Origin of the sequence: Streptomyces sp. NWU339 (assembly GCF_003143855.1) — a bacterium.
Lineage (GTDB): Bacteria > Actinomycetota > Actinomycetes > Streptomycetales > Streptomycetaceae > Streptomyces.
In genome coordinates, this window is sequence record NZ_QFRK01000004.1 from 332,854 (window position 1) to 357,731 (window position 24,878).

Genomic DNA, 24,878 nt, shown 5'->3' on the forward strand with positions numbered 1-24,878 from the left:
GATCCCCCCATTCACAGAAAAGAACAAAGATCTTCATACTTTCTCCCGCATGCACAGGCAAGAAGACGTAAGTCACAGCACTCCCCTGGTCGCGTCCGTCGTCGTCGCTGCTGGCTTCAGCACCCGCAGACGTCCTGAGCGGCATCACGCGCGCGACGCAGCTGGTCGGCGAGGTTCATGGCCGTGGCGGCGGCTTCACCGAGGACGCGGGCGGCGGTGGCGAAGCCACGGTGCGGAAAGCGCCCCGACCAGGCGCCGGAAAGGCCGACGGCGACAGCCAGGCACCCGACCCGCACGCGGACGAGCAGACGGTACGACGGCGGCGGGGGCGCCCGGTGAAACACCGGGCGCCCCCGCCGTCGTACACGTCGATGTGCCGGTCAGTGCCCGAGCAGCCTCCGTACCCGCTCCTGGCCCACCGCGAGCAGCAGCGTGGGCAGGCGCGGACCGGTGTCCCGGCCGACCAGCAGGTGGTACAGCAGCGCGAAGAACGACCGCTGCGCGGTCTTGATCTCCGGCGGCAGCTCCTTGGGCGTGGCGTCGGCGGGGAAACCGGCCTGCACCTTGGGAACGCCGTAGACGTGGTGCGTGAGCCCGTCCAGCGACCAGTGGTCGGCGAGCCCGTCGACCAGCAGCCGCAGGGACTCCCTGCCCTGCTCGTCGAGCGACTTCAGCAGCTCCTCGTCGGGCTCCGTACGGACGATGGTGCGCTGGTCGGCGGGGACGTGGGTGTTGATCCACGCCTCGGCCTTGTCGTAACGCGGCCGCGCCTCGTCGAGCGAGGCGAGCGGATTCGCGGGGTCGAAGTCGCTGAGGATGCGCAGCGCCTGGTCCGGGTGCCCGCCGGTGATGTCGGCGACGGAGGCGAGGGTGCGGTACGGCAGCGGCCGGGGCGTCCTCGGCAGCGCGCCGCTCGCCGTGCCCACCGCGCGGGAGTGCGCGGCGACGTCGGCGGGCAGCCCGGTGCCCTCGGAAACCTTGGCGTCGAGCCGGTCCCACTCGTCGTAGAGGCGCTGGATCTCCTGGTCGAAGGCGATCTTGAAGGACTGGTTGGGCCGGCGCCGGGCGTACAGCCAGCGCAGCAGCTGCGGCTCCATGATCTTCAGCGCGTCGGCGGGGGTCGGCACGCCACCGCGCGAGGACGACATCTTCGCCATGCCGCTGATCCCGACGAACGCGTACATCGGGCCGATCGGCTGCTTGCCGCCGAAGATCCCGACGATCTGCCCGCCGACCTGGAACGACGAACCCGGGGACGAGTGGTCGACGCCGGACGGCTCGAAGACCACGCCCTCGTACGCCCAGCGCATCGGCCAGTCGACCTTCCAGACCAGCTTGCCGCGGTTGAACTCGCTCAGCCGGACCGTCTCCGAGAAGCCGCACGCGGTGCAGGCGTAGGTCAGCTCGGTGGAGTCGTCGTCGTAGGCGGTGACGGTGGTGAGGTCCTTCTCGCAGTTGCCGCAGAACGGCTTGTACGGGAAGTAGCCGGCGGAGCCGAGGCTGCCGTCGTCCTCGGCGGCGGCGCCGGAACCCTCGGCGGCCTCCAGCTCGGCCTCGTCGACCGGCTTCTGCTGCTGCTTCTTCGCCGGGGCCTTCTTGGTGCGGTACTGGGCGAGGATCGCGTCGATGTCGCCGCGGTGCCTCATGGCGTGCAGGATCTGCTCGCGGTAGGCACCGGAGGTGTACTGCTCCGTCTGGCTGATCCCGTCGAACTCCACGCCCAGTTCGGCGAGCGACTCGATCATGGCGGCCTTGAAGTGCTCCGCCCAGTTCGGGTACGCCGAGCCCTTGGGGGCCGGGACCGAGGTGAGCGGCTTGCCGATGTGCCCGGCCCACTCCTCCTCGTCGACGCCGTCGATGCCCTTGGGGACCTTGCGGTACCGGTCGTAGTCGTCCCAGGAGATCAGGTGCCGCACCCGGTGGCCGCGGCGGCGGATCTCGTCGGCGACCAGGTGCGGGGTCATGACCTCGCGGAGGTTGCCGAGGTGGATCGGGCCGGACGGCGACAGCCCGGACGCGACGACGACCGGTTTGCCCGGGGCCCGACGCTCCGATTCCTCGATGACGTCATCCGCGAAACGGGAGACCCAGTCGGTGGTCTCGGTGCTCTGAGCCACGATCGGCACGTCCTTCTTTCTGCTCGGGCAGCCGGTACGGTCGCACGGCTGACCCCTCCATTCTCCCAGCCCGGACCGCATCCGCGAAAACCGCTTTTCACCCGCGCCCCGGAGGCGCGGGCCGTGTCGACATGCGGCTCCGCCGCGCGGGCGCGACGAGCCCCACCGTCCCGCGGCCAGAAAACCGCTTTGCCACCCGTGGGATACTGGACAGGTCTATCTGAACCCACGAGGAGAACGGGCACCCCCTCCTATGGCCTCGGTCACATCGCTCACCGATCTCGTCAACCAGCAGCTCGCGTCCGCCATCTCCGCCGTCCGGCCGGAGGCGTCCGCGGACCCGCTGCTGCGACGAAGCGACCGGGCGGACTACCAGGCCAACGGCATCCTGGCGCTGGCCAAGAAGGCGAAGGCGAACCCGCGGGAGCTGGCCGCCGAGGTCGTCGCGCAGGTCGTCACCGGCGACGAGCTGATCAAGGACGTCGAGGTCTCCGGACCCGGCTTCCTCAACATCACCGTCGCCGACCGGGCGATCACCGAGAACCTCGCCGCGCGGCACGCGGACGGCGAGCGCCTCGGCGTGCCGCTGAAGGAGAACGCGGGCGTCACGGTCGTCGACTACGCCCAGCCGAACGTGGCGAAGGAGATGCACGTCGGTCACCTGCGGTCGGCGGTCATCGGCGACGCCCTGCGCGCCATGCTCGACTTCACCGGCGAGAAGACGATCGGCCGGCACCACATCGGCGACTGGGGCACCCAGTTCGGCATGCTCATCCAGTACCTGTTCGAGCACCCGGGCGAGCTGGCCCCCCCGGGCGAGGTCGACGGCGAGCAGGCCATGAGCAACCTGAACCGCGTGTACAAGGCGTCGCGCGCGCTCTTCGACTCGGACGAGGAGTTCAAGGAGCGGGCCCGCAAGCGGGTCGTCGCCCTCCAGTCCGGTGACAAGGAGACGCTCGAGCTGTGGCAGCAGTTCGTGGACGAGTCGAAGGTCTACTTCTACTCCGTCTTCGAGAAGCTCGACATGGAGATCCGCGACGAGGAGATCGTCGGGGAGTCCGCGTACAACGAGGGCATGCCGGAGACCGCCCGGCTCCTGGAGGAGATGGGCGTCGCGGTGCGCTCCGAGGGCGCGCTCGTGGTGTTCTTCGACGAGATCCGCGGCAAGGACGACCAGCCGGTCCCGCTGATCGTGCAGAAGGCCGACGGCGGCTTCGGCTACGCGGCCTCGGACCTGACGGCGATCCGCGACCGCGTCGTCGACCTGCACGCGACCACGCTGCTGTACGTCGTCGACGTGCGCCAGTCGCTGCACTTCAGGATGGTCTTCGAGACGGCCCGCCGGGCCGGCTGGCTGAACGACGACGTCACCGCGCACAACATGGGCTACGGCACGGTGCTCGGCGCGGACGGCAAGCCGTTCAAGACGCGTGAGGGCGAGACCGTGCGGCTGGAGGACCTGCTGGACGAGGCGGTGCAGCGGGCCGCGGAGGTCGTACGGGAGAAGGCGCAGGACCTCACCGAGGACGAGATCCGGGAGCGGGCCGCGCAGGTCGGCATCGGAGCCGTGAAGTACGCGGACCTGTCGACGTCGGCGAACCGGGACTACAAGTTCGACCTCGACCAGATGGTCTCCCTGAACGGCGACACGTCGGTCTACCTCCAGTACGCCTACGCCCGTATCCAGTCGATCCTGCGCAAGGCCCCCGACGGCGTACGCCCCTCGGCGCACCCGGAGCTGGCCCTGCACGAGGCCGAGCGGGCGCTGGGCCTGCACCTGGACGCGTTCGCGGAGACGGTGGCGGACGCGGCGCGGGAGTACGCTCCGCACAAGCTGGCCGCCTACCTGTACCAGCTGGCGTCCCTGTACACGTCGTTCTACGACAAGTGCCCGGTGCTGAAGGCCGAGTCGCCCGAGCAGGTGGCCAACCGCCTGTTCCTGTGCGACATCACGGCCCGCACCCTGCACCGGGGCATGGCCCTGCTGGGCATCCGGACGCCCGAGCGGCTCTGACCGCCCGGAAGGCACGACGCACGCGGCCCGTCCTCTCCCGCTGGGAGGACGGGCCGCGGCCGTCGGTGCCGGTGGTGCCTAGTACGTGTCGACGCACCAGTTGGCGAAGGTCTTGAACGCCGCCTGGGTGCCCGAGCCGGCGATTCCGTCGATCGCGCCGGTGTAGCCCCAGCCGTTGTTCTTCAGGAAGCGCTGCAACGCCGAGACCGTCCCGCTCCCGACGGATCCGTCGATGGCGCCGGTGTAGCCGTGGTGCGCCTTGAGCATGCGCTGGAAGGCCTTCCAGCTGTTGGGGCCGAGCTCCCCGTCGATCGAGTCGGTGTAGCTCCAGTGCGCCCGCAGCCAGCGCTGGACGCCCTTGGCCTGAGTGGCGTTCAGACCGAGGTTGACCACCGCGAGCGGAGCGACCGCCTCGGCACTCGCCACGGCCTTGGTGTCCTGCGCCGGAGCCGCGAAGCCGGTGCCCGCGGTGGCCAGGCCGCCGGCGGCGATCCCCACAGCCGTAGTGACACTGACGAGCGCCTTGGTCATGGCTCGCATGTCTGTCCCCCTTCGAATGGGCGGTGCCGACCGGAGCGGCCGGCTCGGCAACGAGACTGCCGGGTCTGTGCCGGGCCCGGCCACGATTGCCGCTGAAGTGACGACGCCATGGGACACCCTGGTCCGGGACCTGCGGGGCCGCGTCCCGCCGGGACGGTGCCGCGGGACGGGGCGGGACGGGCGATGGCCGAATCGGCGTGGGTGCGAGAAACGCGTCACCCGGCACACTGTGAAGGCTGTTGCGGAATGCGACGGGACGGAACCAAGCACACGCGAGTGGGGGGGAGCATGTCGCGTTGGAAGGGCCTGCCCGCGGAACTCGATCCGAGCGTCCGGAACTTGGTGGTGCGATTACGGCGGCTGAAGGACCACAGCGGGCTGAGTCTGCGGCAGCTCGCGGCGAAGACCGGTTACAGCTCTTCGTCGTGGGAGCGCTACCTCGGCGGCAGGTCGCTGCCGCCCCGGGACGCCGTCGAGGCGCTGGCGTCGGTCACCGGCGAGGAGCCGACCCGGTTGCTGGCCGTGTGGGAGGTCGCGGCGGAGGCATGGAGCGGCCGCACGGCGACGGCGCCTCCGGGTCCGGTCGCGGCTGCCGCTCCGGCTCAGGCTCAGGCTCCGGAATCCGTCGCAGAACCCAGGAAAACGGAACCCGTCGAACCCGTCGATCCGATCGGCCCCGCCGACCCCGCGGCTGAACCGACGCGCGGGCGGGCCTTCCACGTGGCGGTCGCCGCTGGGGTGGTCGCCGTCGTGCTGGCCGCGTCGGCGGTGGTGGTGCTGGTCGGCAGGACGGGCGCGGACCGCGATCACGGCGCCGCCGCGCCATTCGCCTCGCCGTCCGCGTCACCGCGGTCCGCACCCGCTTACACCTGCCGGGTGAAGCGGATCGACGGCCTCTGGTACGCGGGGCTGAGCGCCACGCGCGACGCGATCGTGGCGAACGGCCACGCCGGTCCGGAAGCCGCCGAGGTGCAGTGTCTGCTGGCCCGGGCGGGCTACTCTCCGGGGGACGTCGACGGCATCTTCGGACCGCTGACCGAGCGGGCCGTCAAACACCTGCAGGTGGACGCCGACTTGGTCGTGGACGGCGTCGTCGGCCCGCACACCTGGGGGGCCTTACGGCAATGACGTCACCGGAGCGCGCCCGGCTGACCGCCGCCCTGCGGAGCCCGCCTGCAACTGCGCTACAGCCCCAGGTGCGGGACGAGTCGGGCCCGCATGTGGGGCACCCGGGTGGGCGACCGGGTGGAGCTGACCGCGGCCGGCCCCACCCGCTCCGCCGGGATCGTGGACGCCCTCGACGCGAAGGCGTACGTCTGCACCCCGATGACGAGGACCCGTCCCGGCACGGTCGTCCGGGCCTGCTTCCACCCCGCGGGACGGACCGGCCGGGAGTGCTTCGAGGCCACCGTGCGCTGAGCTACGCCTCCAGCTTCCGGGCGACTTCGGTGGCCCAGTAGGTGAGGATGTTCTGCGCGCCGGCCCGCTTGATGCCGGTCAGGGTCTCCAGGATCGCCCGGTCGCGGTCGATCCAGCCCTTCTCGGCGGCGGCCTCGATCATCGAGTACTCCCCGGAGATCTGGTACGCGGCCACCGGCACGTCCACGGCGTCGGCGACCCGGGCGAGGACGTCTAGATACGGACCTGCCGGCTTGACCATCACCAGGTCGGCGCCCTCCGCCAGGTCCAGCGCCAACTCCCGCATCGATTCACGGACGTTGGCCGGGTCCTGCTGATACGTGTTGCGGTCGCCCCGGAGCGACGAGCCGACGGCCTCGCGGAACGGCCCGTAGAAGGCGGAGGCGTACTTGGCGGTGTAGGCGAGGATCGCGACGTCCTCGCGGCCGATCTGGTCGAGGGCGTCACGGATGACGCCGATCTGCCCGTCCATCATCCCGCTGGGCCCCACGACATGGGCGCCCGCGTCGGCCTGCACCTGCGCCATCTCGGCGTACCGCTCAAGGGTCGCGTCGTTGTCGACCCGCCCCTGCTCGTCCAGTACCCCGCAGTGCCCGTGGTCCGTCGTCTCGTCGAGGCACAGGTCGGACATGACGAGCAGGTCGTCGCCGACCTCGGCCCGCACGTCCCGCAGGGCGACCTGGAGAATCCCGTCCGGGTCGGTGCCCGCCGTGCCCAGGGCGTCCTTCTTCGACTCCTCCGGAACCCCGAACAGCATGATCCCGGAGACCCCGGCCGCCACGGCCTCGGCCGCCGCCTTCTTCAGGGTGTCGCGCGTGTGCTGCACCACGCCCGGCATCGCCTCGATCGGCACCGGCTCGCCGACCCCCTCGCGGACGAAGGCCGGGAGGATGAGGTCGGCGGGGTGCAACCGCGTCTCGGCGACCATCCGACGCATGGCGGGGGTGGTCCGCAGACGCCGGGGCCGGGTACCGGGAAAAGATCCGTACGTCGTCATACCTCCCACGCTACGCCCGCCCGCCCCGTGCCTTTACCGACGCCGAGTCGGGCCGGCTCGCCGTCAGTGCGGTGCGAGGGCTCCGGACGCCAGCCCCAGCTCGGCTTCCGCGAAGGTGCGGGCCATGTCGGCGATCGGGGCGGCACGGTGTCCCACGCCGGTGTTGACGTGGGCGCTGGCCCCGTCGATCGCGACGTGGATGCGGACGGCCGCCGCCCTGGGGTCGGCGCAGTGGAAGTCCCCCGCCGCCACCCCGGTGGCGACGACCCGCTCGATACGCCGGCACCAGAGCAGGTCCTGCTCGACGACGTGCTCGCGGAGCACGGGCCGGTAGCGCGCCAGATGCCGGGCGTTGAGCCAGAGCCTGCTGACGTCGTCGAAGTCGGCGCTCGAGGTGAGCGAGAAGAGCCGCCGCAGCGCACGCACCGCACCGCCGGGGCCGGGGTCGGCGGGCGGCTCCGGCAGCAGGCTGTCGAGCTCCGCCATGGTGGCGCTGGTGAAGGCCTCGGCGACGAGTCTGTCGGCCGCGGGGAAGTAGTGGCCGACGAGCCCGGGCCGGACGCCGAGCTCGTCGGCGATCCGGCGCAGGGTGACGCACTCCAGCCCTTCGGTGAGCCCGACCCGCGCGGCGGCGGTGACCATCTCGCCGCGGCGCTCGGCCGGCGCCTTGCGGACACGCTTTTCCGGACCCCTTGACGTCATGCCGGGGATGTTATTGAGTGAGCGACCAATAAGACAATCGGGCAATGAGGCACTGGGGCGCGCACCCGCTGTGTGCGGCCACCATGCGCTGCCTCAGCCGCCCCGGAGCCCCACCCGCACCCACTCTTCCCCGGAGCACTGGAGCACTGATGTACGCCGTCACCGACCCCACCACCGGCGAAGTCGCCGAGCTCTACCCGACCGCCAGTGACGCCGAGGTCGAGGCGGCCGTCACCGCCGCCCACGCCGCCACCGCGTGGGGCCGCACGAGCACCGCCGCCGAACGCTCCACCCTGCTGCGTCGGCTCGGCGACCTCCACGCGGAGCACCGGGCCGAGCTGGCGGCGAGCATCGTGCGCGAGATGGGCAAGCCGCTCGCGGAGGCCGAGGGCGAGGTCGACTTCTGCGTCGACATCTACCGCTACTACGCCGACCACGCCGAGGAGTTCCTCGCCGACGAACCGCTCGACGTCACCTCCGGCCCGGGCAGCGCCGTCATCCGGCGCAGCCCGCTGGGCGTCCTGCTCGGGATCATGCCGTGGAACTTCCCGGCCTACCAGGTGGCCCGCTTCGCCGCCCCGAACCTCGCCCTCGGCAACACCATCGTCCTCAAGCACGCCCCGCAGTGCCCGGCCACCGCGGCGCTGCTGGAGCGGCTGTTCACCAAGGCGGGCTTCCCCTCCGGCGCCTACGTCAACGTCTACGCCACCAACGAGCAGATCGCCGAGGTGATCGCCGACCCGCGCGTCCAGGGCGTCTCGCTCACCGGCTCGGAGCGGGCCGGTTCCGCCGTCGCCGAGATCGCCGGGCGCCACCTGAAGAAGGTCGTCCTCGAACTCGGCGGCTCGGACCCGTTCATCGTGCTGTCCACCGACGACCTCGACTCGGTCGTCGACGCCGCCGTCGCCGCCCGCCTGGACAACACCGGCCAGGCCTGCAACGCCGCCAAGCGGTTCGTCGTCGTCCAGGACCTCTACGACGCGTTCGTCGAGAAGTTCACCGCCCGTCTGCTCGCCGGCGCGACGGGCGCTCCCCTGTCGTCGGCCGCCGCCGCCGAGAACCTGGGCCGTCAGGTCGACGAGGCCGTCGCCCAGGGCGCCACCCTGCATACCGAGGGCGAGCGGCGCGGCGCGTACTTCCCCGCCGGAGTCCTCACGGGCCTCACCACCGACCACACCGCCGCCCGCCAGGAACTCTTCGGCCCGGTCGCCATGGTCTTCCCGGCCGCCGACGAGGACGACGCCGTACGCATCGCCAACGACACCCCCTACGGCCTCGGCTCCTACGTCTTCACCACCGACCCCGCCCAGGCCGAACGCGTCGCCGACCGCATCGAGGCCGGCATGGTCTTCGTCAACGGCGTCGGCGCCGAGGGCGCGGAGCTCCCCTTCGGCGGCATCAAGCGCTCCGGCTTCGGCCGCGAACTCGGCCGCCCGGGCACCGAGGAGTTCGTCAACAAGAAGCTGATCCGCACGGTGGCCTGACCACGCTGCCGGCCGTGGGCCCGGGCCCCGGCCCGGGAAACGCCCGAGGGCGTGTCACGGCCGGCTGCCGTGACACGCCCTCGGGGCGGTGAGTCAGCGCTGGTGGCGCCCGTGGTCGCCACCACGCTCGTCGGCCCGGTTGTTGCTGCGGTCGTGGCCGCGGTCGCGGTCGCGGTCGTGGCCGCGGCCCCGGTCGTAGTCACGGCCCCGGTCGTGGCCACGGTCACGGTCGTGGCCGCGGTCCCGGTCACGGTCACGGTCCCGGTCACGGTCCCGGTCACGGTCATGACCGTGACCACGGCCCCAGCTCTCGGTGTCGACGACCGAGCCGCGGCGGTCCGACAGGGTGGCCCGGTCGGAGTGGTTGTCCCAGATGTGCCTGCTGCGGTCCTGGTAGACGTCACGGCGGGTGTCACGACCGGATCCCGTGTGCACCGTGACCGTCGAGCGGCCGTTCAACCGCAGGTGGCGGAAGGTGTACTTGTCGCCCTTGCTGTTGCGCAGGGTCCAGCCCTTCAGGTCGACGCTGTGGCGGGACCGGTTGGTGATGTTCACCCACTCGCCGTTCAGCGAACGGTTGCTGCGGGTGTCCGGGCCGGGAGCGTTGTACTGGACGTCGCTGATGACGACCTGTCGGCGGTCGGGACCCCTGTCCTGGACGGCGGACGCCGGCAGGGCGGCGGCCGCCACGACGGAACCGGTCACCAGGGCGACAGCGGTCAGACGGCGAGCGGCGGAAGAAGCAGACATGCGGTCCCCTTCGCATTCGTGCGCCGGCCCACCCCGCGCAGGGGCGGGCGGCGCTCTCCGAGTGGTACGTCCCGGCTGGCTGCCGAGGTCTCATACCCTGCCGCCGCGACAGGCCCTTTCGCGGGAAGTCCCCCTACGGATGACGTAATACGGATATGTCCGCAACAGTCGGTTGCTGGATGCACACATGCCGTTCGAATACGGGGCCCGAATCAATGCGCCATGCATCGACCCATGGCCTGTCCCGGTCCGTCACCGTTCAGCCAGGGTCGCGTCCCGGCCCGCCACCACACACGCCACCCCGCCCTTCGCCCGAAAGTGGGTAACGGGGCCGACAGGGCACAGGGGGTGAAGGGCGTGAGCACCGGAGGCGCGTCCGAGGCACCGCGCCAGGGTGGAGAGGGGGCTTGCCCACTCGCGGTGACGATCGAGGCGGCGACGGGGGCCGGCGAGGGAGCGCCATGAGAGGGCTGCAAGAAGGCAAGGGGGCGAACCCACCCCTTGCCACTCTCAACGTATAGCGCACCGGGGGGCTTGCGGCAAGGCCCCCTTCAGGGCGCAGAATCGCTGACCGTGACTCCGACAAACCACCCGATGACCAGCGTGTTCGCCCTCCCCGAACGCCTCTCCGCCAAGGCCGACCCGCACCTGATCGCTCAGGACGAACAGCACTTCGCGGCCCTCGCGGAGAGCCTCGAGCAGACGATCGCCGAGCTGTCCGACCGCCGCGACGCCACGCTCAGGGCACCCGGCGGGGCCGGCCGGGAGGCGATGGACCGGGACATCGAGGTGCACCGGCTGACCGCCCGCCTGCGCGCCCTGCGCCGCTTCGGCCTGGACCTGTGCCTCGGGCGCATCGTCGGCGCGGACGACGGCGAGCCCGTGTACATCGGACGGCTCGGCCTCACCGACAGCACGGGCCGTCGCCTGCTGCTCGACTGGCGTTCCCCCGCCGCCGAGCCGTTCTTCGCGGCGACCCACGCCCACCCGATGGGGCTCGCGAGCCGCCGCAGGTACCGCTGGACCCGTGGCCGCATCAGCGACTACTGGGACGAGGTGTTCACCGCCGACGGGCTGGAGGGGCACGCCGCGCTCGACGACCACTCCGCCTTCATCGCCAGCCTGGGCGGCAACCGGTCGGCCCGGATGCGGGACGTGCTCGGCACCATCCAGGCCGACCAGGACGCCGTCATCCGCGCGGGCTCGCGCGGCGCGCTCGTCGTCGACGGCGGCCCGGGTACGGGCAAGACCGTCGTCGCCCTGCACCGCTCCGCGTACCTCCTCCACTCCGACCCGCGCCTCGGCCACCGCAGGGGCGGCGTGCTGTTCGTCGGCCCGCACCAGCCCTACCTGGCCTACGTCGCCGACGTCCTCCCCAGCCTCGGCGAGGAGGGCGTGCGGACCTGCACCCTGCGGGACCTCGTCCCCGAGGGAGCCGCGGCAACGGCCGAGACCGACCCCGAGGTGGCCCGCCTGAAGTCGTCCGCGGACATGGTGAAGGCGATCGAGACCGCCGTCCGCTTCTACGAGGAGCCGCCCACCCGGGCCATGACGGTCACCACCCCCTGGTCGGACGTCCGCCTGACCGCCGACGACTGGGCCGAGGCCTTCGAGGCGGCGGAACCGGGCACCCCGCACAACGAGGCACGCGACCGGATCTGGGACGAGCTGGTCACGATGCTGCTGGACAGGCAGAGCGGCGACGACGTCTCCCCCACCCTGTTCCGCAAGGCCCTGGCCCAGAACAAGGAGCTGCTCACCGCCCTCAACGACGCCTGGCCGCTCCTCGAACCCACCGACCTCGTCTCCGACCTCTGGTCGGTCCCCGCCTACCTGCGCATGTGCGCCCCCTGGCTCGCCCCCGACGAGGTGCGCGCCCTCCAGCGCGAGGACGCCCAGGCCTGGACGGTGTCCGACCTGCCGCTCCTGGACGCGGCCCGGCAACGGCTCGGCGACCCGGAGGCGTCCCTGCGCAAGCGCCGCCACGACGCCTCGGTCGCCGCCCAGCGCGAGCGGATGGCCGCCGTCATCGACAACGTCATCGCCTCCGACGACGACGGCGAGGGCGCGGTGACCATGCTGCACGGACGGGACCTCCAGGACACCCTGATCGACGAGAGCGCCCTGCCCGCCCCCGAACCGGACGCGCTTGCCGGCCCGTTCGCGCACGTCGTCGTCGACGAGGCCCAGGAACTGACCGACGCCCAATGGCAGATGCTGCTCCTGCGCTGCCCGTCCCGCAGCTTCACCGTCGTCGGCGACCGCGCCCAGGCCAGGCACGGCTTCACGGAGTCCTGGCAGGAACGACTCCGACGAGTCGGCCTCGACCGCGTCGACGTGGCCACCCTGAACATCAACTACCGCACGCCGGAAGAGGTCATGACGGAGGCCGAGCCGGTCATCCGCGCCGCCCTCCCGGACGCCAACGTCCCGACCTCCATCCGCAGCAACGGCATCCCCGTCGTCCACGGACCGCTCTGCGACCTGGACTCGATCCTCGACACCTGGCTCGCCACCCACGAGGACGGAATCGCCTGCGTCATCGGCCACCCCACGTTCCGGTCCACGCCCCGCGTCCGGTCACTGCCTCCGGAACTGTCCAAGGGCCTGGAGTTCGACCTGGTGGTCCTCGTCGACCCGGCCTCGTTCGGCAAGGGCGTCGAGGGAGCCGTCGACCGTTACGTCGCGATGACCAGGGCGACCCGGCAGCTCGTCATCCTCACCTGACGCCTCAGCCGGTTCCCGTACGCTCCCGTCCCTGAAGGAGAAGTTCGGCGCGCTCGGTGAGCCGGCCCGGGTCGGCGGTGTCCTGGTGCACCCCGGGGACATCGTGGTCGCCGACGAGGAGGGCATCGTCCTCGTCCCCGCCGCACGCGAGGAGGAGATCCTCGCGGCCGCCCGGTCCAGGCTCGCCAAGGCGGCCGAGGAATCCCTCGACACCTGGGAGGCAAACCACCGCGCCCGCACGGAAAAGACCCTGACCGCCCAGGGCTTCAACGGCTGACCGACTCCCCCTGTCCGTGCCCGGGTGGAGGTTGTCGGCTTCCCCCTCTTTCCACAACGCGCGCGGCCTGCCCCGGCTCATGGGCGGGTCGTGTCCCTTTGCGTGGCGTAGGCGATCAGCAGTCTTCTTGAAGTACGGGGAGTTTCTGGCTCACTCCCGGTCGCTGAGTGCCAGACGAATCCCCAGCCCGACCATCACCGCACCCGACGCTCCACCGATCCACGACAGGCGACGCGGTGACCCGACCAGCCATGTGCGCGCCGTTCCGGCGAGCAGTCCCCACGTGGCGTCCGAGATCAGCGCGATCATGACGCAGACCAGGCCCAGCAACAACAACTGCACGTGGGCGTCACCCGCGTGGCGATCCACGAACTGCGGCAGCACAGCACCGAATATCAGCAGCCCCTTGGGGTTGCTGACCCCGACCACGAAACCCTCCCGCAGGACGCGACTCGGCCTTCCCGCCCTCGGCGTGGCCTCCTCCCGCACTGCGAGTGACCTTCGCTGTCGCCATGTTTGAACGCCCAGGTAGACCAGGTACAGAGCACCGGCGAACTTGAGAACCGAGAAGGCCAGATAGGAGTGCTGGAGCACCTCGCCCAGCCCAAATGCCACCAGCACCACCTGAACGAGAAGACCCGCCCCGTTCCCCACCGCCGTGGACACCGCGGCCCGCGGTCCCAGCGCCACTCCGCGGCTCACAACGAAGAGCACGCTCGGGCCCGGCACGGCGATCAGCACAGTCACAGTAGTAACGAAGACCGCAAGACGATCTAATCCGATCACGGGACAAACGGTACCGACCTACGGCTCTGCGGGACAGAGGGCGCAGACGAGGGAGGGGAACCCGTGCGCTCAACCGTGGTGATCCCCTACAGCACGTCGTGGGACGCCATCCTGATGCCGTGCACGTCGGCGTCGGGCTCCCTCGGCCCAGGTGGCGACGCAGCCGATGCGGTGGGCGTCGGCGCCCGGGCCGAGCGGCAACTCGACGACGACGTGGGTGACAGGCTCGGCGGTCAGCCGTCCAGACGCGCGTACTGCCGCTCGACGGCCTTCGAACTCCACTCTCCCAGCGCCCAGTCGATCGCATAGGAAACCGCGAACAGTGCCAGGAACTCGGCGCCGAGGAGAGCCACCAGCCCGAGCGTGCCCTGGACCGCGAAGGGGAGGCCGGAGGTCAGCTCCTGCGTGCCCCCGAGCGCGAGGCCGGCCAGGCTGAGGCCGGTGAGAACTGCGGCGAACAGGAGCGCCCCGCGCAGGTAGGCGCGCCGCCTCTGACGACGGCTGGGTGCGTCCGCGCCGGTGGGAAGCTCGACCCCCATGAGGGACCGGGGGGCCTCGGCGCCCAGCACGCGCTGCACCAGCGCGAACACCCCCGCGCCGCCGACGAGGACCAGAATCGCCGCGGTGTTCGTCACCTCCTTGGTCTGGAGGTACTCCCAGACGAGCACCCCGAGGGCTGCGAACATGACGGCGCCCAGGGCGACGAGGGCTGACCTGCCCGCCTTGAGGTGCTGACGCTCATCCATGGTGTCCGTGCGCTCCTCCTTCCCAGAACAGGGAGTTGAGATCGGTCTCCAGTGCCCGGCAGATGGCGACACACAAGCTGAGGGTCGGGTTGTGAGTACCCGCCTCGATCATGGAGATCGTCTGCCGTGTGACCCCGACCTGGCCGGCCAGGTCTGCTTGGGTCATGCCGAGTGCCACCCGCTTGAGCTTCATGCGCGTGTTCACGCGCCGAGGCTCGCGGGCGCTTCGAGTCGCGGCCATATGTCATATATACCCGACACGATGTCGCATATACAAGACATACCTTGAGGGCGGGCCGAGGGTGAGCGCAGCCGGAGGTCATGACGAAACCGCAGGTGATAGGACCGGGCCGGACCTGGAACCCGCGCCCGTGGTGTGCCGCGCCCCCTGCGCTCCGGCGCCGCGCAGGGGGCGGCGCGGTTCACCGACCCGGCAGAGCTCTCCCCACGGACGGCCGAGCAGCCCTCACCGCGCGAGGTCCAGCTCCGCCCACACCGTCTTGCACGGCGCCGGACCACTCCGCACGCCCCAGCGGTCGGTCAACTCCTCGATCAGCAGCAGACCGTAGCCGGACTCGGTGGGCTCCGAGGGGGCGTTCCGACGCGTGGGCAGGCTCTCGCCCCTGGCGTCGGTCACCTCGATGCGCAACACCCCACCCGCGGTGAAGGTGAGACCGAGCCGGAAGCTCCGGCCCGGGACACGCCCGTGCACAACGGCGTTCGCTGCGAGTTCGGCGACGATCAGCCGGGCCGGGTCCAACGGCAGCTCCCAGGAGTGCAGTTGCTCGGCGGCGAGCAGCCGGGCGAGACGGGCTCCCCGGCGGGTGGCGGAGAGCGGCACGGAGAACTGGTGGAGCAGGGTGCGCGATGCGGCAGTCTTCTGATTCACATCACTCAGAGTGTTCACGACCGTGCACCTTGTGAAGACGGGCGGCCCGTGCGAACGCTGGTTGTCCGTGGGGTGTCCGGTCCCATCCGGGCTGCTCGGAGGGACACGGACCGTCCCCGTCAGGGCGACGGCAGCGGCAGGCAGGGGAGTTGCGGGTGCCGCAGGTGCTGTCCGTCCTCGTGGACGCACAGGGTGAAGGTCTCCGGCCCTGGCCGACCGGCCGCGTCGTAGGCGTCGAGAACGCGCTCGACGCACTCCCACAGTCGCACCGGCCCTCCCTCCCGCACCTGCCAGCCGCCGTCGTCGTCCGGGGTCAGCGTGGCGGCCGACCCGCTCACCACGTCGACCAGGTGCACGATGCCGCCGACCGTGACCAGTTGTGCGTCGGGCACAGCGCTCTGCACGAGGAAGCGCAGGTGGAAGGCCTCCTCGGTCGCGGCGGTGATCCGTTCGGGACCGTGCCGACCGGCCCGCGGCTTCCCCGGCGGCTCCGCTGCCCAGTGGGCGGGGTTGCCGAAGGCCGGCGCCGCGTGCGTACGGGCCGACATGAAGGAGACCGTGCCGCCCAGCAGGTGGCCCTCGGCGGTGCCGTCCCCGGCGACCGTGAGCAGCACCCGGGCGTACCCGTAGAGCCAGCCCGAGAGCGTCAGCAGGATCTTTCCGCCCGGCCGGGTCTGGGCGACCAGGGCCGGGGGCACGGCGCGGAAGGAGCAGGCCGCGACGATCCGGTCGAACGGGGCCTCGGGCCAGTATCCGTACAGCCCGTCCGCGACCGCGAGGGTCGGCGTGTAACCGCAGGCGTGCAGCGCACTCGCCGCCTGCTCCAGCCGGTGCGGGTCCACCTCGATGCTCGTGATGCCCCCGGATCCGAGGCGTTCGCAGGCGAGCGCGGTCGAGTATCCCGTACCCGTGCCGATCTCCAGCACCGCGTGCCCTTCCCGGACATCGGCGTCGGCCCACATCCGCAGGACGAGCGACGGCAGGGTGGAGGACGAGGTCGGGGCCCCTCCGTACCGCTCGGCCGGGTTCTCCCAGTCGGGCTCGTCACCGTCGAACTGGGTGATGAGCGTGGCGTCGGAGTACGCGGCGGCCAGCCAGCGCCCGTAATCGAGGTGGGCGGTGACGGGCTGCCACCGGGTCAGCCCCTGTCCGTCTCGTTCGTCGGCGGGCAGGTAGAAGCCGGGCACGAACCGGTGCCGGGGCACCGTCTCCACCGCCGTCCGCCAGCCTGGATCGTTGAGGCACCCGCGTACGGCGAGGTCTTCCGCCATGGCACCGCGCAGCCGGGCGGCATCGGTTTCGAGGTCGACGGGCGTCGTCATGAACGGTTCTCTCTTTCCACGGTGAGGACGTCGGCGAACGCCTCGGTGATGTCAGCGGCGTCGGGAAGCCAGCCCCACTGCCCGTTCGGGTTGCACTCGATCGCCGTCCAGTGTTCCGGGTCGTCCCCGTCACCGGTGAGCGCGAAGTCGAAACAGCCGAAGACCAGACCGAACGAGGCCAGGTAGGCGTGCAACGCCGCCTCGACGGGCGGCGGCACGGTGACGGGGGCGTGGAGCAGGGCGCCCCAGTCGCCCCGGCGCCAGTCCAGCGCGCCGTCCGGTGCGGCGATCTGCTGGGCGAAGACACGGCGGCCGACCACGGTCACCCGTACGTCACCGGTCTTGGGGATCTCCGCCTGGAGGAGGTGCGCGGTCACGGCGAGCGCGTCGTCGAAGATCTCCGGGGCGACCCGCTGGGTCCAGATCGCTCCGGTGTGCCCGTCGTCACCGCCGGGCAGGCCCCGGAACGTCTTGCAGACGACGGGGCCGTGCTCGGCGGCGAACTCCTTCGCGGTCTTCACGTCGTTGGTGATCAGCGTCGGAGGAATCCTCAGCCCGAGTCGGGCGAACCTCCGGAGCTGGGCGGGCTTGAAGTCCGCACGGGCCACCGCGGCCGGGTGGTTGACGTAACGGGCACCGGGCAGGTCGTTCAGGACTCCGCCGAGCCCGTGCCTCGCCTCGGCGGCAGCGAAGTCCCGTTGCTGCCGGGGCAGGTGTGCGAACCGGGCGCCGTACGGAGTGGGACGGCGGTAGTACACCGCCGCCACCTCCCCCGGCTCCACCTCCCGGCTCGCCGTACGCAACCGCCCGCTCCACGCCGGCCTGTCCGCGTCGATACGGAAGCCGAACGTCAGGGAGGGCCCGATGTCGGCGGGGTCGACGCGCACGACGGGCACCCCGCGCTCGTTCAACGCGGCGACGACCCAGTCCGCGGTGACGTCCTCCAGCACGGTGACGACCAGGACGGTGGAGGCCATCGGTCAGTCCGACTCGTAGTCGGTGGTGTTGTCGTCCTGCTTCTGGGGCTGCGGACCGTTCCCGTCACCGCCCCCGGACACGGACGCGGTGCCGCTCGTCTTCGACGTCCCGTGCTTGCCCATCTCGACCGGCCGCCCGGCCGCGTCGGTGTAGCGGGCGGTCTGCGTGACGGGGTCGAGCGTCACCGTCACGTACGGCGGCGACCCGACCGGCAGCCGGTCGGTGACCAGGCGCAGCGCCCAGGGGGCCTCGGGTGCGAGCGTCGTCATGCGGTGCCCCTTCTCGGTGGTGTGGTGTTCCCATGATCCAGGTCACCCAGTGTGCTCACGCGTGCGTACTGTGTGAAGGCTGACGGCTCGTACGGCCGGTGGCTGTCCGCGAGGTGTCCGGTTCTGTACGGGCTGCCCGGGGTGACCGGGCGCGGACGGCCGGAGTTGGTCCGGGGAAGGGCGCGCAACGGGAGGGCGGCGGACATGAGCGAGTGGGAAGCGGGACAGGACGACGACGAAGAGGCCGGAGCCGTGATGCGGACGGTCGTACGGCAGTTGAAGCTGTGGCGGGAGTCGGCCGGCCTCACCCAGGCGGAGTTCGGGGCGGCGATCGGGTACGGGGAGGAGTTGGTCTCGTCCGTGGAGCGGGGGAGGCGGATTCCCCGGCCGGAGTACCTGGATCGTGCGGATGAGGCGCTGGCGGCGGGCGGCAGGATCGCAGCGATGAAGAGGGACGTGGCCGAGGTCCGGTACCCGAAGAAGGTGCGGGACTTGAAGAACCTGGAGGCGGAGGCTGTTGAACTGTGCGCCTACAACAACTCAGTCATCCACGGGCTGTTGCAGACTGAGGACTACGCACGAGCCGTGTTCAACGCGCATCGACCGGCGCTCACCGAGGACGAGGTTGAACAGCAGGTCACGGCACGCTTGGCACGCCAGGAGATCCTTGATCTCATGACCGGGCGGCGCGTCTTCAGCTTTGTGCAGTGCGAGTCGACGCTTCGCAGGCCCATGGGAGGCAGAATGGTGATGCGCCAGCAGATCGAACGGCTGTTGGAGGTCGCCCAGTTGCGCAACGTGGACCTCCAGGTCCTTCCCCTGGACCGCGAGGTGAACTCCGGAACCGGCGGTTCGTTCCGGCTGCTCAAGCTCAAGGGAGGAACCACAGTCGCGTTCAGTGAGTCACCCCTCAACAGCAGAGTGACGGCTGACTCCAAGGAAACGACGGTCCTCGACATCCGCTACGGGGCTCTTCGCGCCCAGGCCCTCAGCCCACAGGATTCGTTGCCCCTCATCGAGAAAGCACTGGGAGAGACAAGGACATGACGCTCAAGGTCTCTGGAACCGGCACCAAGCCGGAATGGATAAAGAGCAGCTACAGCACGTCCGACGGTCCCGACTGCGTCGAGGTGGCAGCCGCCCCCGACCAGATCCTTGTCCGCGACTCCAAGAACCCCCACGGCCCCCGTCTCGCCCTCGCCCCCACCACCTGGGCGACCTTCCTCCCTTACGCCGCCGAAGGCTGAGCGGCAACGGCGGAGGGGCCCTGGAATCCAGGGCCCCTCCGCCGTTGTCCTGCCGTCACGCACGACCTCAGGTCGTCGACCGGCGTCTCCGTGCCCCCGGGCGCCGCTCGCTCGGGCGGGTGACCGGGTCGCCCGCCTCGATCGCCGCCAGCCGGCGACGCGCGCCGAAGTCGGCCAGGGCCTCCGCCAGCTTGTGCACCGACGGCTCGGGAGCCATGACGTCGACGCGCAGCCCGTGCTCCTCGGCCGTCTTCGCCGTCGCCGGACCGATGCAGGCGATGACCGTCACGTTGTGCGGCTTGCCCGCGATGCCGACCAGGTTCCGGACCGTCGACGACGACGTGAACATCACCGCGTCGAAGCCACCGCCCTTGATCGCCTCCCGCGTCTCCGCGGGCGGCGGCGAGGCGCGCACGGTCCGGTACGCAGTGACGTCGTCGACCTCCCAGCCCAGCTCGATGAGACCCGCCACCAGCGTCTCGGTGGCGATGTCGGCGCGCGGCAGGAACACCCGGTCGATCGGGTCGAAGACCGGATCGTACGGCGGCCAGTCCTCCACGAGCCCGCGGGCCGACTGCTCACCGCTCGGGACCAGGTCCGGCCGCACGCCGAAGTCGATCAGCGCCTTGGCGGTCTGGTCGCCGACCGCGGCGACCTTGATCCCGGCGAAGGCACGGGCGTCGAGGCCGTACTCCTCGAACTTCTCCCGCACCGCCTTGACCGCGTTGACCGAGGTGAAGGCGATCCACTCATAGCGGCCCGTCACCAGGCCCTTGACCGCGCGCTCCATCTGCTGCGGGGTGCGCGGGGGCTCGACGGCGATGGTCGGCACCTCGTGCGGCACCGCGCCGTAGGACCTCAGCTGGTCGGAGAGCGACGCCGCCTGCTCCCTGGTACGCGGCACGAGCACCTTCCAGCCGAACATCGGCTTGGACTCGAACCACGCGAGCCGGTCGCGCTGGGCGGGGGCGGAACGCTCACCGACCACGGCTATCACCGGCCGGCCGCCGTCGGGCGACGGCAGCACCTTCGCCTGCTTCAGCGTCTGCGCGACCGTGCCGAGCGTCGCCGTCCAGGTCCGCTGCCGGGTCGTCGTACCGGCGACGGTCACCGTCAGGGGGGTGTCGGGCTTGCGACCGGCGGACACCAGTTCGCCCGCCGCGGCGGCCACCGAGTCGAGCGTGGTGGAGACGACCACCGTGCCGTCCGACGCCCCGACCTCGGTCCAGCACCGGTCCGACGCGGTACGGGCGTCCACGAACCGCACGTCCGCGCCCTCGGCGTCCCGCAGCGGCACACCGGCGTACGCGGGCACGCCGACCGCGGCCGCGATACCGGGGACGACCTCGAAGGTCACCCCGGCCGCCACGCACGCCAGCATCTCCTCGGCGGCGTACGCGTCGAGGCCGGGATCACCGGACACCGCACGCACGACCCGCCTGCCGCCCCGCGCGGCCTCCATGACAAGATGTGCGGCATCCCGCACCGCGGGGGCGCCGACGGTTGTTGACGTGCCGTCAACGACCTTCAGCTGAGGCGTGCCTGTGCCCGGAGCGGACGGCGCGGAGGAATCCGCCGCGTCCGTGTCCGTCGGCACTTCGGCAACGCCCTGCCTGGCGTGCCGACGTACGACGTCGAGCACATCGTGCTCGGCGACGAGAACGTCCGCGTTCGCCAGCGCCTCCACGGCGCGCAGAGTCAGCAGTCCCGGATCCCCGGGTCCGGCACCGAGGAAGGTGACGTGCCCGTGTTCCGGAGGGGGTGGAAGGGTGGTGGGGCTCAATGTGCTCGCTCCCCCATCAGACCGGCCGCGCCCTGCGCCAGCATCTCGGTGGCGAGTTCGCGACCGAGCGCCATCGCCGCCTCGTGCGTCTCGGGCACGGGACCGGTGGTGGACAGCTGCACCAGCGTGGTGCCGTCGGTCGTGCCGACGACGCCCCGCAGGCGCATTTCCTTGACAATCGGCCCGTCCGCCAGCAGGTCGGCCAGCGCCCCCACAGGGGCGGTGCAGCCGGCCTCCAGGGCGGCGAGCAGTGACCGCTCCGCCGTCACGGCGGCCCGGGTGAACGGGTCGTCGAGTTCGGCGAGCGCGGCGGTCAGCTCCGTGTTGCGCACGGTGCACTCGACCGCCAGGGCCCCCTGGCCGGGAGCGGGCAAAATCGTGTCGACCGACAGGAAGTCGGTCACCTCGTCGCTGCGTCCGACCCGGTTCATCCCGGCGGCGGCCAGCACGACGGCGTCCAGCTCACCGCTCTTGACGTACCCGATCCGGGTGTCGACGTTGCCGCGGATCGGCACGGTCGTGATCTCCATGCCGTGGCCGCGTGCGTACGCGTTCAGCTGGGCCATGCGACGCGCCGAACCGGTGCCGATGCGGGCGCCGCGCGGCAGGTCGGTGAACTTGAGCGCGTCACGCGCGATGATCACGTCCCGCGGGTCCTCGCGCTCCGGTACGGCGGCCAGGACCAGCTCGTCGTGCGGTGCGGTCGGCAGGTCCTTCAGCGAGTGCACCGCGAAGTCCACCTCGCCGCGCACCAGTGCCTCGCGCAGCGCGGCCACGAAGACGCCCGTGCCGCCGATCTGCGAGAGATGCTCGCGTGACGTGTCGCCGTACGTGGTGATCGGAACGAGCTCGACAGGCCGTCCGGTCACCTGGCTCACGGCATCCGCCACCTGCCCGGACTGGGACATGGCGAGCTTGCTCCGCCTGGTCCCGAGCCTCAGTGCCTTCTCCGTCATGCCGGCCCTCGGTTTTCTGCGTCGGACGCGTTCTGCGCGGCCTTCGCGTTCTTCTCGGTGCTTTCCCCGGCGCGGGAGACGGAGGCCACCGTCTCCGGGTCGAGGTCGAACAGGGTGCGCAGCGCGTCCGCGTACCCGGTGCCGCCGGGTTCGGCCGCGAGCTGCTTGACCCGCACGGTCGGCGAGTGCAGCAGCTTGTCGACCACCCGCCGCACGGTCTGGGTGATCTCCGCGCGGTGCTTGTCGTCCAGGCCGGGCAGTCGCCCTTCCAAGCGGGCCATCTCACCGGCCACCACGTCCGCGGCCATGGTGCGCAGGGCGACCACGGTCGGCGTGATGTGCGCGGCCCGCTGGGCCGCCCCGAATGCCGCGACCTCGTCGGAAACGATACGCCGGACCTGGTCCACGTCGGCAGCCATCGGAGCGTCCGCCGACGCCTCCGCGAGCGCCTCGATGTCGACCAGCCGCACCCCGGGGATGCGGTGCGTGGCCGCGTCGATGTCGCGCGGCATCGCGAGGTCCAGCAGGAAGAGCACGGGCTCCGGGCGCGGCGGCTCGGCCACCGGCTCCGGACGGCGCCGCTCGGGGATCCGGCCGGCGCTCGCCGCGGTCGCGGCCAGCGCCCCGATCAGTTCGGTGTCCACCTCGGCACCGCGCCGGCCGCCCTGGCGACGGTCGACGGTGCCGCTCACGGCCCATGCCGCGTGCTGCTCCAGCGTCGCCGCGTCCATACCGGCGACGGCCGCCTCGCCCATCACGGAGAAACCGGACGGTACGGAGGCCAGGTCCAGCGGGCAGTCCTCGTCGGTGCTGGTGGCGGCCACGGGGGCGGGGGGCAGGGGCGTCGGCCGCGCGGTCGGCGCCTTGCGCGCGTCGTGCGCCGATGCCTCCGTGGCTCCGACGGCCCCGGTGCGTACCGTCTCCGGCTGCTGTCCGACGCGGCCCTCGACACCGGCGGCGATCGCGTCGGCGGTGAGGACCAGGCCGGTCGCACCGGTGCAGGAGACGACGACGTCGGCACGTGTCAGTTCATCCGCCACCGATCCCATCGGTATCGCGCGGGCCAGCACCTCCGTGCCCTCGGCCTCGGTGAGGATCTGTGCGAGGCGCTCGGCGCGGTCGGCGGTGCGGTTGGCGATCACGATCTCGGCGACACCGGCCCGCGCGAGCGTGGCCGCGGCCAGCGAGGACATCGATCCGGCACCGATGACCAGCGCCCTCTTGCCCCGCGCCCAGCTGTCGACGGGCGAGCCGGCGGCCAGCTGCTCCAGGCCGAAGGTGACCAGGGACTGCCCGGCGCGGTCGATGTCGGTCTCCGTGTGGGCGCGCTTGCCGACCCGGAGCGACTGCTGGAACACGTCGTTCATCAGCCGCCCGGCGGTGTGCAGTTCCTGCGCACGCGCCAGGGCATCCTTGATCTGGCCGAGGACCTGCCCCTCGCCCACCACCATCGAGTCCAGTCCGCAGGCCACCGAGAACATGTGGTGGACGGCGCGGTCCTCGTAGTGCACATAGAGATAGGGCGTGAGCTCCTCCAGGCCGACCCCGCTGTGCTGGGCCAGCAGCGTGGACAGCTCGGCGACACCGGCGTGGAACTTGTCCACGTCGGCGTACAGCTCGATGCGGTTGCAGGTGGCGAGCACCGCGGCCTCGCTGGCCGGTTCGGCGGCGACCGTGTCCTGCAACAGCTTGACCTGCGCTTCCACGCTCAGCGAGGCCCGGTCCAGCACGCTGACCGGCGCGCTGCGGTGGCTCAGCCCGACGACGAGGAGACTCATGTCGGCATCACCGCGGGTACGTCCCCGTCGGGCCCCTGGTCCGCGGCGGACTCCTGTCCACCGGCGGACGCCTGGCGCGCGGCGACGGGCTCCGGGCGGGAGCCGACAGGCGGGACGACGGTCCCGGCGGCCACCTCGCCGGCCTTGCGCTGCTCGTGGAAGGCGAGGATCTGCAGCTCGATGGAGAGGTCCACCTTGCGCACGTCGACACCGTCCGGGACGGCCAGCACGGTCGGCGCGAAGTTCAGGATGGAGGTGACACCGGCGGCCACCAGCCGGTCGCAGACCTGCTGCGCGGCACCGGCGGGGGTCGCGATCACGCCGATCGACACACCTTCGCCCTGGATGATCTCCTCGAGCTGGTCGGTGTGCTGCACCGGGATGCCGGCGACGGGCTTTCCGGCCATCGCGGGGTCGGCGTCTATGAGCGCGGCGACCCGGAATCCGCGGGAGGCGAACCCGCCGTAGTTGGCGAGCGCGGCACCGAGGTTACCGATACCGACGATCACAACCGGCCAGTCCTGGGTGAGGCCGAGTTCACGCGAGATCTGGTACACGAGATACTCGACGTCGTAGCCCACGCCCCGGGTCCCGTAGGAACCCAGGTAGGAGAAGTCCTTACGAAGCTTCGCGGAGTTGACGCCCGCGGCCGCCGCCAGCTCCTCCGAGGAGACGGTGGGCACCGAGCGCTCGGAGAGCGCGGTGAGGGCGCGGAGGTACAGCGGAAGCCTGGCGACGGTGGCTTCGGGAATCCCTCGGCTACGGGTCGCCGGTCGGTGAGATCGGCCAGTTGCCACGGTGCTCCTGCGGGTAGAGCGGGGCTGCAGGCGGTCATACGTCCCCGGACCGCCCCGTCGAATGCAGGCTATGTCTTTGTGAACGCGTGCACAAAGATGGTGTCCGATTTGCCCACCCAACGTGACCGGGGTCACGCGCCCCCGGCGCAGCCGTGCGGAACCGGCGCACGAGCACCATCGCTCCCTTTGTTCTGAGGGCAAAACAGCACACTCTCCTCTGTGCATCCCGCCCCCGAGACCAAGCCGCCATCGATTCTAAGCGACTTTTCCGCCACTTTGGACTGGTTGGTCAGTTATGGA

25 protein-coding genes are annotated in these 24,878 nt (G+C 71.3%); 8 read left to right on the plus strand and 17 right to left on the minus strand.

All coding sequences use genetic code 11. The features are described from left to right. Nucleotides 1-116: 116 nt before the first annotated feature. Together DIZ27_RS07985 and lysS are read right to left on the minus strand one after the other, a co-directional pair. Nucleotides 117-296, minus strand: a complete 180-nt coding sequence (locus DIZ27_RS07985) for a hypothetical protein (protein WP_146228914.1) — start codon at nt 294-296, stop codon at nt 117-119. 84 nt (nt 297-380) lie between these two features. Continuing rightward, complete coding sequence (gene lysS, locus DIZ27_RS07990) at nt 381-2,126, minus strand: lysine--tRNA ligase (RefSeq protein WP_109377589.1); 1,746 nt, start codon at nt 2,124-2,126, stop codon at nt 381-383. A 244-nt stretch (nt 2,127-2,370) separates the two neighbouring features. Here lysS and argS point away from each other — a divergent pair, with 244 nt between their 5' ends. After that, nucleotides 2,371-4,131: an arginine--tRNA ligase gene (argS, locus tag DIZ27_RS07995; RefSeq protein WP_109377590.1), complete on the plus strand. Its 1,761-nt coding sequence runs from the start codon at nt 2,371-2,373 to the stop codon at nt 4,129-4,131. Nucleotides 4,132-4,209: 78 nt separating this feature from the next. On the opposite strand, the gene DIZ27_RS08000 is transcribed toward argS, so the two are convergent. Next, nucleotides 4,210-4,671, minus strand: a complete 462-nt coding sequence (locus DIZ27_RS08000; RefSeq protein ID WP_109377591.1) for a peptidoglycan-binding protein — start codon at nt 4,669-4,671, stop codon at nt 4,210-4,212. A gap of 288 nt (nt 4,672-4,959) precedes the next feature. On the opposite strand from DIZ27_RS08000, the gene DIZ27_RS08005 reads away from it, so the two are divergent. Both DIZ27_RS08005 and DIZ27_RS08010 read left to right on the plus strand, forming a co-directional pair. Further along, on the plus strand, nt 4,960-5,799 hold the full coding sequence (locus DIZ27_RS08005; protein WP_109377592.1) for a peptidoglycan-binding protein: 840 nt from the start codon (nt 4,960-4,962) through the stop codon (nt 5,797-5,799). A 51-nt stretch (nt 5,800-5,850) separates the two neighbouring features. Continuing rightward, a complete protein-coding gene (locus tag DIZ27_RS08010) occupies nt 5,851-6,090 on the plus strand; it encodes a YjfA family protein (protein ID WP_258308298.1) in 240 nt (79 codons plus the stop codon). 1 nt (nt 6,091) lies between these two features. Here DIZ27_RS08010 and hemB read toward each other — a convergent pair whose 3' ends face one another. Both hemB and DIZ27_RS08020 read right to left on the minus strand, forming a co-directional pair. Continuing rightward, nucleotides 6,092-7,087, minus strand: coding sequence for a porphobilinogen synthase (hemB, locus tag DIZ27_RS08015; protein WP_109377594.1), 996 nt, complete (start codon nt 7,085-7,087; stop codon nt 6,092-6,094). Nucleotides 7,088-7,150: 63 nt separating this feature from the next. Next, nucleotides 7,151-7,789 carry a TetR/AcrR family transcriptional regulator gene (locus DIZ27_RS08020; protein ID WP_109377595.1) on the minus strand — a complete coding sequence of 213 codons (639 nt, stop codon included), beginning with the start codon at nt 7,787-7,789 and terminating at the stop codon, nt 7,151-7,153. Between the two features lie 149 nt (nt 7,790-7,938). Between DIZ27_RS08020 and DIZ27_RS08025 the strand changes: the two genes are divergently transcribed. Next, nucleotides 7,939-9,273 (plus strand): NAD-dependent succinate-semialdehyde dehydrogenase, encoded by a 1,335-nt coding sequence (locus tag DIZ27_RS08025; protein WP_109377596.1) that lies wholly within the window; start codon nt 7,939-7,941, stop codon nt 9,271-9,273. Between the two features lie 93 nt (nt 9,274-9,366). Here the strand turns inward: DIZ27_RS08025 and DIZ27_RS08030 are convergent, their stop codons facing one another. Then, entirely contained in the window at nt 9,367-10,023 is a 657-nt protein-coding gene (locus DIZ27_RS08030; protein WP_109377597.1) for a lamin tail domain-containing protein, read from the minus strand. Nucleotides 10,024-10,617: 594 nt separating this feature from the next. On the opposite strand from DIZ27_RS08030, the gene helR reads away from it, so the two are divergent. Both helR and DIZ27_RS08040 read left to right on the plus strand, forming a co-directional pair. Beyond that, nucleotides 10,618-12,750: an RNA polymerase recycling motor ATPase HelR gene (helR, locus tag DIZ27_RS08035; RefSeq protein ID WP_109377598.1), complete on the plus strand. Its 2,133-nt coding sequence runs from the start codon at nt 10,618-10,620 to the stop codon at nt 12,748-12,750. 31 nt (nt 12,751-12,781) lie between these two features. Next, nucleotides 12,782-13,027, plus strand: coding sequence for a hypothetical protein (locus tag DIZ27_RS08040; protein ID WP_109377599.1), 246 nt, complete (start codon nt 12,782-12,784; stop codon nt 13,025-13,027). A 150-nt stretch (nt 13,028-13,177) separates the two neighbouring features. Here the strand turns inward: DIZ27_RS08040 and DIZ27_RS08045 are convergent, their stop codons facing one another. The 7 genes from DIZ27_RS08045 to DIZ27_RS08075 form a co-directional block, all read right to left on the minus strand. After that, on the minus strand, nt 13,178-13,774 hold the full coding sequence (locus tag DIZ27_RS08045) for a LysE family translocator (protein ID WP_109377600.1): 597 nt from the start codon (nt 13,772-13,774) through the stop codon (nt 13,178-13,180). A 272-nt stretch (nt 13,775-14,046) separates the two neighbouring features. Next, on the minus strand, nt 14,047-14,559 hold the full coding sequence (locus DIZ27_RS08050) for a hypothetical protein (RefSeq protein WP_109377601.1): 513 nt from the start codon (nt 14,557-14,559) through the stop codon (nt 14,047-14,049). Further along, nucleotides 14,552-14,764, minus strand: a complete 213-nt coding sequence (locus tag DIZ27_RS08055; RefSeq protein WP_258308293.1) for a helix-turn-helix transcriptional regulator — start codon at nt 14,762-14,764, stop codon at nt 14,552-14,554. The genes DIZ27_RS08050 and DIZ27_RS08055 overlap by 8 nt, the downstream gene beginning before the upstream one ends. A 261-nt stretch (nt 14,765-15,025) precedes the next feature. Further along, nucleotides 15,026-15,457, minus strand: a complete 432-nt coding sequence (locus DIZ27_RS08060) for an ATP-binding protein (RefSeq protein WP_258308299.1) — start codon at nt 15,455-15,457, stop codon at nt 15,026-15,028. 110 nt (nt 15,458-15,567) lie between these two features. Then, on the minus strand, nt 15,568-16,770 hold the full coding sequence (tgmC, locus tag DIZ27_RS08065; protein WP_109377604.1) for an ATP-grasp peptide maturase system methyltransferase: 1,203 nt from the start codon (nt 16,768-16,770) through the stop codon (nt 15,568-15,570). Further along, a complete protein-coding gene (gene tgmB, locus DIZ27_RS08070; RefSeq protein WP_109377605.1) occupies nt 16,767-17,747 on the minus strand; it encodes an ATP-grasp ribosomal peptide maturase in 981 nt (326 codons plus the stop codon). Before tgmB ends, tgmC begins: the two co-directional genes overlap by 4 nt. Before the next feature lie 3 nt (nt 17,748-17,750). Further along, the gene (locus tag DIZ27_RS08075; RefSeq protein ID WP_109377606.1) at nt 17,751-18,017 is read right to left on the minus strand and encodes a putative ATP-grasp-modified RiPP; all 267 of its coding nucleotides are present in this window, start codon (nt 18,015-18,017) and stop codon (nt 17,751-17,753) included. Nucleotides 18,018-18,221: 204 nt separating this feature from the next. Here DIZ27_RS08075 and DIZ27_RS08080 point away from each other — a divergent pair, with 204 nt between their 5' ends. Then, nucleotides 18,222-19,064, plus strand: coding sequence for a helix-turn-helix transcriptional regulator (locus DIZ27_RS08080; protein ID WP_109377607.1), 843 nt, complete (start codon nt 18,222-18,224; stop codon nt 19,062-19,064). After that, nucleotides 19,061-19,264, plus strand: coding sequence for a DUF397 domain-containing protein (locus DIZ27_RS08085; protein ID WP_109377608.1), 204 nt, complete (start codon nt 19,061-19,063; stop codon nt 19,262-19,264). Before DIZ27_RS08080 ends, DIZ27_RS08085 begins: the two co-directional genes overlap by 4 nt. A 67-nt stretch (nt 19,265-19,331) precedes the next feature. On the opposite strand, the gene DIZ27_RS08090 is transcribed toward DIZ27_RS08085, so the two are convergent. From DIZ27_RS08090 to DIZ27_RS08105, 4 genes are read right to left on the minus strand one after another with little or no spacing between them, the layout of a single operon-like run. Further along, nucleotides 19,332-21,047 carry a bifunctional uroporphyrinogen-III C-methyltransferase/uroporphyrinogen-III synthase gene (locus DIZ27_RS08090; protein ID WP_109377609.1) on the minus strand — a complete coding sequence of 572 codons (1,716 nt, stop codon included), beginning with the start codon at nt 21,045-21,047 and terminating at the stop codon, nt 19,332-19,334. Continuing rightward, a complete protein-coding gene (gene hemC, locus DIZ27_RS08095) occupies nt 21,044-22,003 on the minus strand; it encodes a hydroxymethylbilane synthase (protein WP_109377610.1) in 960 nt (319 codons plus the stop codon). The genes DIZ27_RS08090 and hemC overlap by 4 nt, the downstream gene beginning before the upstream one ends. Then, complete coding sequence (locus tag DIZ27_RS08100; protein ID WP_109377611.1) at nt 22,000-23,781, minus strand: glutamyl-tRNA reductase; 1,782 nt, start codon at nt 23,779-23,781, stop codon at nt 22,000-22,002. The genes hemC and DIZ27_RS08100 overlap by 4 nt, the downstream gene beginning before the upstream one ends. Beyond that, nucleotides 23,778-24,578: a redox-sensing transcriptional repressor Rex gene (locus tag DIZ27_RS08105; RefSeq protein WP_109377612.1), complete on the minus strand. Its 801-nt coding sequence runs from the start codon at nt 24,576-24,578 to the stop codon at nt 23,778-23,780. The genes DIZ27_RS08100 and DIZ27_RS08105 overlap by 4 nt, the downstream gene beginning before the upstream one ends. Nucleotides 24,579-24,878 lie beyond the last annotated feature (300 nt).

Excerpts from the sequence above, each read along its gene's own strand:
- DIZ27_RS08000 (WP_109377591.1), bottom strand. The coding sequence starts at position 4,671 with ATGCGAGCCATGACCAAGGCGCTCGTCAGTGTCACTACGGCTGTGGGG.
- hemB (WP_109377594.1), bottom strand. The coding sequence starts at position 7,087 with ATGACGACGTACGGATCTTTTCCCGGTACCCGGCCCCGGCGTCTGCGG.
- hemC (WP_109377610.1), bottom strand. The coding sequence starts at position 22,003 with ATGACGGAGAAGGCACTGAGGCTCGGGACCAGGCGGAGCAAGCTCGCC.
- DIZ27_RS08020 (WP_109377595.1), bottom strand. The coding sequence starts at position 7,789 with ATGACGTCAAGGGGTCCGGAAAAGCGTGTCCGCAAGGCGCCGGCCGAG.
- DIZ27_RS08085 (WP_109377608.1), top strand. The coding sequence starts at position 19,061 with ATGACGCTCAAGGTCTCTGGAACCGGCACCAAGCCGGAATGGATAAAG.
- DIZ27_RS08080 (WP_109377607.1), top strand. The coding sequence starts at position 18,222 with ATGAGCGAGTGGGAAGCGGGACAGGACGACGACGAAGAGGCCGGAGCC.
- DIZ27_RS08100 (WP_109377611.1), bottom strand. The coding sequence starts at position 23,781 with ATGAGTCTCCTCGTCGTCGGGCTGAGCCACCGCAGCGCGCCGGTCAGC.
- helR (WP_109377598.1), top strand. The coding sequence starts at position 10,618 with ATGACCAGCGTGTTCGCCCTCCCCGAACGCCTCTCCGCCAAGGCCGAC.
- DIZ27_RS08025 (WP_109377596.1), top strand. The coding sequence starts at position 7,939 with ATGTACGCCGTCACCGACCCCACCACCGGCGAAGTCGCCGAGCTCTAC.
- DIZ27_RS08075 (WP_109377606.1), bottom strand. The coding sequence starts at position 18,017 with ATGACGACGCTCGCACCCGAGGCCCCCTGGGCGCTGCGCCTGGTCACC.
- DIZ27_RS08050 (WP_109377601.1), bottom strand. The coding sequence starts at position 14,559 with ATGGATGAGCGTCAGCACCTCAAGGCGGGCAGGTCAGCCCTCGTCGCC.
- argS (WP_109377590.1), top strand. The coding sequence starts at position 2,371 with ATGGCCTCGGTCACATCGCTCACCGATCTCGTCAACCAGCAGCTCGCG.
- DIZ27_RS08030 (WP_109377597.1), bottom strand. The coding sequence starts at position 10,023 with ATGTCTGCTTCTTCCGCCGCTCGCCGTCTGACCGCTGTCGCCCTGGTG.
- tgmC (WP_109377604.1), bottom strand. The coding sequence starts at position 16,770 with ATGACGACGCCCGTCGACCTCGAAACCGATGCCGCCCGGCTGCGCGGT.
- tgmB (WP_109377605.1), bottom strand. The coding sequence starts at position 17,747 with ATGGCCTCCACCGTCCTGGTCGTCACCGTGCTGGAGGACGTCACCGCG.
- DIZ27_RS08005 (WP_109377592.1), top strand. The coding sequence starts at position 4,960 with ATGTCGCGTTGGAAGGGCCTGCCCGCGGAACTCGATCCGAGCGTCCGG.